This is a genomic window from Streptomyces sp. PA03-6a (assembly GCF_033792765.1).
Lineage (GTDB): Bacteria > Actinomycetota > Actinomycetes > Streptomycetales > Streptomycetaceae > Actinacidiphila.
The window spans coordinates 1-5,376 of sequence record NZ_JARAVK010000404.1 but is presented as its reverse complement, the minus strand read 5'-3'; the positions used below and the strand labels follow the sequence as shown (position 1 = coordinate 5,376).

Below are 5,376 nucleotides of genomic sequence, written 5' to 3'. Positions count from 1 at the left end.
CGGGAGCAGGCGGTGCGGGCGGCCGGGGCGTCGGCGGCGGTGCCGAAGTCGAGCACCAGGGCGACGCGCTTGGTGCCGGGGCGGGCCGGGGTGCCGTCGCAGACATCGGCGAACCGGGCGGCGCCGCGGGGGCGCGCGGCCGAGTCGGCGTCGGGGCTGACGCCGAAGCGCCAGCCCTCGACGGCACCGTCGTCGGGGCGGCTGAGGGCGGGGCCGGTCCGGGCGTAACTCCAGGCGTCGGTGGCCGCGTCACGCTGCCAGAAGGACCAGTACCGGTAGGTGGCCGCGTGCGCGGGCGTCGCGACGAGGGCGGCCACCAGGGCCAGGAGGAGTGCCGCCGCCGTGAGGGGCGGCCGCCTCACAGCCGGTGCTTCCGGCCGGCGAGCAGCACCCCGATGCCGATGCCCGCGACCAGGCAGGCGCCGACGATCCACCACACCGAACTGCCGCCGGAGGAGTCGGGCTTGCGTTCCGCGACCGGACCGAGGGCGCTGAGCTGCGTGATGTGGTCGCGCAGGGGGTTGCCGGTGGCGTACGCGGCGAGGGCGAGCTGCGCGAGGGCGGTGGGGTTGTCCTTGGACCAGGCGGCGGAGTTGGCGGCGAGCCAGTTGTACGCGCCCTTGGCGGCGTCGAGGTGGCCGCCGGCGGCGAGGGCGACGACGGCGTCGGCGGTGGTGCCGAAGTCGGGGGTCTTCTGGTCGGAGCCCGGGGTGACCGCGTCGAAGTGGCTGCCGCCGGCGGTGAGACCACCGGCGAGCCACGCGGCGCCCGCGTCGGAGGCGCTGCCGCCGCACTCGGCGCGCACGGGGACGTTCCGGTCAGGGGCCTCGACGACGAAGCCCGCGCCCTCGGCGCCGCGTACGGCGTCGGCGGTGGCCTTGGCGTTGGCCGCGAGGGCACCGGACTTGGGGTCGGGCTGGTAGGCGAACGCGCCGCCGTCCTTCTTGCCGCAGGCCACCTGGAGGGCGCGCAGCGCGTCGTAGGGCGACCGGCCGTCGGTGGTCACGGACTTGACGTCGGTGCCGGCGGCCTTGAGGCCGCCGATGACGACGCCGGTGGAGTCGGCGTCGGAGGCGCCGCCGGGGTTGTAGGACCAGCCGCCGTCGCGGTTCTGCACCTTGGCGAGCCAGTCGGCGGCGCGCTCGACGGCGAAGTCCTGGCCGTGGACGGCGAGCGCCTGGACCGCGATGGCGGTGGCGTTGGTGTCCTCGGTCTTCGGGTCGCAGGGCGCCGTCGGGTCGGGACGGTACGAGGCGAAGCCGCCGTCCGCGCACTGCTGCTTGGCGAGCCACTCCACCGCGTCACCGGCCGGGTCCGTGTCGGCCGCGTGGAGCGCCAGCAGCGCGTACGACTGACGCCACACGCCGTCGTACGTCGGGTCGCCCTCCCCGTACAGCGCGGCGGGCGCCGCCGCGGGCGACGGTGACGGCGACGCGGCTATGAGGAGGGTGCTGAAGGCGGCCAGGGCGGCCGCGGCGGTGCGGCGCAGGTGCATCGGGTGGTGCCTTTCGGGTGAGCGGTCGCGCAGACGGATGCGGGCGCGCGGTCACGGCACCGGGCTCCGGCTCCGTGTACCTCGACGGAAGAGCCGCTCCCGTCCGTGCGGGTGCTCCGGCTGGGCCCTCCCCGGGCGGGGACGGCTCACGGTTGCGGGTCAGCGCCGGATTCGCACCGGCTTCCCCCGCTCGGACGTGATTGGACTTGGTGTGTCGACCACACCTTAGCCGGGACCGTGCGCCGGGCCGTGCCCGGCGGTGTGCGGTCTGGCTCACACCGGCGGCCTCACACCGCGGTGTACGCGACCGGATCCGACCCGGGCACGGGTTCGGCGTGCCCGAGCTTGACCAGGCGGCGCAGGTGCGCCTCGGCCTCGGCGACGGCGATGTTCCGGGAGGGGAAGGGGATCTGCTCCCAGGGGCGGTTCCACTGCATGGCCTCGGCCAGCTGCCACGGGGTGCGCGGGGCCTCGGCGATCAGGGCGCGGAGCGAGGAGAGGCGGTCGGCGTGGTGGTCCAGCAGTTCGCGCACGCGGGCGCCGGCGTCGGTGAAGGGGTGCTTGTGGGCGGGCAGCACCTGCGCGGGGTCGAGCCGGGCGACGCGTTCCAGGGAGTCGAGGTAGTCGCCCAGGGGGTCGCCGGCGGTCGTCTCGTCGGGGTCCTCGTACAGGCCGATGTGCGGGGAGATCCCGGGCAGCAGGTGGTCGCCGGAGAAGAGGCGGCGGCCGTCCTCCTCGAAGAGGCAGACGTGACCGGGGGTGTGGCCGGGGGTCCACACCGCGCGGATGGCGCGGCCGGGCAGCGGGACCCGCTCGCCGGGGACGATGTCGCGGTCGGGGAGGGCGGGCCGCAGGCCGGGTACGTTCGCGGCGCGGCGCTCGGCGCGCACCGCCCGCAGCGGGGCGAGGTGCTCCTCGGGGGCGCCGGCGGCGGCGAGTTTGACGGCGAGGTAGTCCAGCCACAGGTCCGGTGCGGCGCCGCGGGCACGGCGGACGACGGCGGTGTCGGCGGGGTGCATGGCGATCCAGGCGCCGGAAGCCTCGCGGACCTGCCCGGACAGGCCGTGGTGGTCGGGGTGGTGGTGGGTGACCAGGACACCGTGGACGTCGGCGACCCGGGTGCCGAGCGCGGTGAGGCCGCGGGCGAGGGCGTCGTAGGAGGCGGGGTCGTCCCAGCCGGTGTCGACCAGGACGGGGCCGCGGTCGGTGTCGACGACATAGACGAGCGTGTGGCCCAGGGGGTTGTCGGGGATCGGGACCGGGATGCTCCAGATGCCGTCGCCGTGCTCCATGAGGGCCCCTCTCCGCTCCGTCGCATGCATTGCCCACCATAACTAGAACTGGTATCAGTTCTGAAGCAGAGTCACTTTCTGACGAGGCATCAGCCAAAGGCGGGACGGGACAGGCATGGACGGGAACGGGATCGTCGAACACGGACAGCTCTTCATCGGCGGGGAGTTGGTGGACCCCCTCGGCACCGGCACCATCGAGGTCGTCTCGCCCCACACCGAGCAGGTCTTCGCGCGGGTGCCGCACGCCTCACGCGAGGACGTCGACCGGGCCGTCGCCGCCGCCCGCAGGGCCTTCGACGAGGGACCGTGGCCGCGTACGACCCTCGACGAGCGCATCGCGGTCGTCACGCGCATCAAGGACGCGATCGCCGTGCGCCACGAGGAGATCGCCCGCGTCATCAGCTCCCAGAACGGCTCGCCCTACTCCTGGAGCGTCCTCGCGCAGGCGCTGGGCGCGATGATGGTGTGGGACGCCGCGATCACCGTCGCACGCGGCTTCACCTGGGAGGAACGACGGGCCGGCGTGCTCGGGCCGCTCCTCGTGCGCCGCGAACCGGCCGGCGTCGTCGCCGCCGTCGTCCCGTGGAACGTCCCGCAGTTCACCGCCGCCGCCAAGCTCGCCCCCGCGCTGCTCGCCGGGTGCGCGGTGGTCCTCAAGCCGTCGCCGGAGTCACCGCTGGACGCGTACCTGCTCGGCGAGATCGCCGCCGAGGCGGGGCTGCCCGAGGGCGTGCTGTCGATCCTGCCCGCCGACCGCGAGGTCAGCGAGTACCTGGTCGGCCACCCCGGCGTCGACAAGGTCTCCTTCACCGGATCGGTCGCCGCCGGCAAACGCGTCATGGAGGTCGCCTCCCGCAACCTCACCCGCGTGACGCTGGAACTCGGCGGCAAGTCCGCCGCGCTGGTCCTGCCCGACGCCGACCTGGACACCGCCGTCCCCGGCATCGTCTCGGCCGCCTGGATGAACAACGGACAGGCCTGCGTCGCCCAGACCCGCATCCTCGCGCCCCGCTCCCGCTACGACGAGACCGCCGAGCGCCTGGCGGCCGCCGCCTCCGCCCTCGTCGTCGGCGACCCCCTCGACCCCGCCACCCAGGTCGGGCCGCTGGTCGCCCGCCGCCAGCAGCAGCGCTCCCTGGACTACATCGCCCTCGGCCAGCAGGAGGGCGCCAAGGTCCTCACCGGCGGCGGCCGCCCGCAGGCGCAGCCCACGGGCTGGTACGTCGAGCCCACCCTCTTCGGGGACGTCACCAACTCCATGCGGATCGCCCGCGAGGAGATCTTCGGCCCGGTCATCTGCCTGCTGCCCTACGAGGACGAGGCCGAGGCCGTCCGCATCGCCAACGACTCCGATTACGGCCTGTCCGGCAGCGTGTGGACCGCCGACGTCGAGCACGGCATCGACGTCGCCCGCCGGGTGCGCACCGGCACCTTCAACGTCAACACCTTCAGCCTCGACATGCTCGGACCCTTCGGCGGCTACAAGAACTCCGGGCTCGGGCGCGAGTTCGGCCCCGAGGGACTGGGCGAGTACCTGGAGCACAAGATGATCCACCTGCCCGCCGGCTGGGAGGGCTGACCCCGTGGGGGACCGGTGGCACGTCGAGGTCGACCGGGGGGTGTGCATCGGCTCGGGCATGTGCGTGAACTCCGCGCCGGGCGGCTTCACCCTCGACTCCGCCCGCCAGTCCCATCCGGCGGCCCCGGACACCGACGCCGCGGAGGCGCTGCTGGCGGCGGCGGAGGGCTGCCCGGTGGAGGCGATCAGCATCACGCTGGCCGACTCCGGCGAGGCGGTCTTCCCGCCCGAGGAGTGACCGGGCCGCAGGGGTCAGGGCTGCGCGCGGCGCGGATCGGTGAGGTCGATCAGCCGGCACACCGTCTCGATGTCGATCTTCACCTGGGCGATCGAGGCGCGTCCCGACAGCCAGGTCACCAGGGCCGAGTGCCAGGTGTGCTCGATGACGCGGACCGCGGAGAGCAGCTCGGGCCCGGGCGGCCCGTCCAGCCGCATAGCGTCCAGGACGATCGCGGTCGTCAGCCGCGACACGGCGTCCACCTCCGGGCTGACGGAACGGTCGGCGAAGGTCAGCGCCCGCACCATGGCGTCCGCGAGGTGCGGTTCGCGCTGCATCGCGCGGAAGGCGCGCATCAGCGTCTCCGCCACGCGGTCCGCGGGCTCGGCGGCCGAGGGCGGGCGCTTGCGCAGCGCCTCGTGGAGGTGCTCCAGCTGGTCCCGCATCGTGGCGACGAGCAGATGGATCTTGGACGGGAAGTAGCGGTAGAGGGTGCCCAGCGCGACGTTCGACTGCTCGGCGACCTCGCGCATCTGGACGGCGTCGAATCCGCCCCGCACGGCGAGCTCGGCGCTGGTGCGCAGGATGCGGCGGCGGCGGGCTTCCTGACGTTCGGTCAGCGGCACGGGGGGCGGCGTCGGCTGAGGAGCTGCGGTCATCTGTCCCAATCCGAATCTGTGCGCCGTGCGGAACCGGCCCCCAGCGTACTGCGGCCCTTTCTGCGGGGGGTGCCCCTTGCGGCCCGGTGGTTGTGTGCGGGTGCGTTGCGGTTGCGGCGGGCATCCCCCACCAC

6 protein-coding genes and 1 riboswitch are annotated in these 5,376 nt (G+C 74.3%); of the genes, 2 read left to right on the top strand and 4 right to left on the bottom strand.

What is annotated here, in order from left to right; genetic code table 11:
- The 3 genes from PV350_RS44190 to PV350_RS44180 form a co-directional block, all read right to left on the bottom strand.
- Positions 1–362 (bottom strand): SCO2322 family protein (locus PV350_RS44190; protein WP_500339018.1); only part of this gene is annotated, 362 nt, incomplete at its 3' end.
- Positions 359–1,495 (bottom strand): SCO2321 family membrane protein, encoded by a 1,137-nt coding sequence (locus tag PV350_RS44185; protein WP_499511611.1) that lies wholly within the window; start codon positions 1,493–1,495, stop codon positions 359–361. The genes PV350_RS44190 and PV350_RS44185, both read right to left, overlap by 4 nt.
- Positions 1,496–1,605: 110 nt before the next feature.
- Positions 1,606–1,681, bottom strand: a riboswitch (cobalamin riboswitch).
- A 101-nt stretch (positions 1,682–1,782) separates the two neighbouring features.
- Positions 1,783–2,787: a Strvi_7410 family MBL fold metallo-hydrolase gene (locus PV350_RS44180; protein ID WP_500339016.1), complete on the bottom strand. Its 1,005-nt coding sequence runs from the start codon at positions 2,785–2,787 to the stop codon at positions 1,783–1,785.
- A 115-nt stretch (positions 2,788–2,902) separates the two neighbouring features.
- Here PV350_RS44180 and PV350_RS44175 point away from each other — a divergent pair, with 115 nt between their 5' ends.
- A complete protein-coding gene (locus PV350_RS44175; RefSeq protein WP_500339014.1) occupies positions 2,903–4,366 on the top strand; it encodes an aldehyde dehydrogenase in 1,464 nt (487 codons plus the stop codon).
- 4 nt (positions 4,367–4,370) lie between these two features.
- Entirely contained in the window at positions 4,371–4,604 is a 234-nt protein-coding gene (locus PV350_RS44170; protein WP_499511608.1) for a ferredoxin, read from the top strand.
- A gap of 14 nt (positions 4,605–4,618) precedes the next feature.
- On the opposite strand, the gene PV350_RS44165 is transcribed toward PV350_RS44170, so the two are convergent.
- Positions 4,619–5,242: a TetR family transcriptional regulator gene (locus PV350_RS44165; RefSeq protein ID WP_499511607.1), complete on the bottom strand. Its 624-nt coding sequence runs from the start codon at positions 5,240–5,242 to the stop codon at positions 4,619–4,621.
- Between the last annotated feature and the right edge of the window lie 134 nt (positions 5,243–5,376).

What these genes read in the sequence shown, in the direction of transcription:
- PV350_RS44185 (WP_499511611.1), bottom strand. Translation starts at nt 1,495, where the DNA reads ATGCACCTGCGCCGCACCGCCGCGGCCGCCCTGGCCGCCTTCAGCACC.
- PV350_RS44180 (WP_500339016.1), bottom strand. Translation starts at nt 2,787, where the DNA reads ATGGAGCACGGCGACGGCATCTGGAGCATCCCGGTCCCGATCCCCGAC.
- PV350_RS44175 (WP_500339014.1), top strand. Translation starts at nt 2,903, where the DNA reads ATGGACGGGAACGGGATCGTCGAACACGGACAGCTCTTCATCGGCGGG.
- PV350_RS44165 (WP_499511607.1), bottom strand. Translation starts at nt 5,242, where the DNA reads ATGACCGCAGCTCCTCAGCCGACGCCGCCCCCCGTGCCGCTGACCGAA.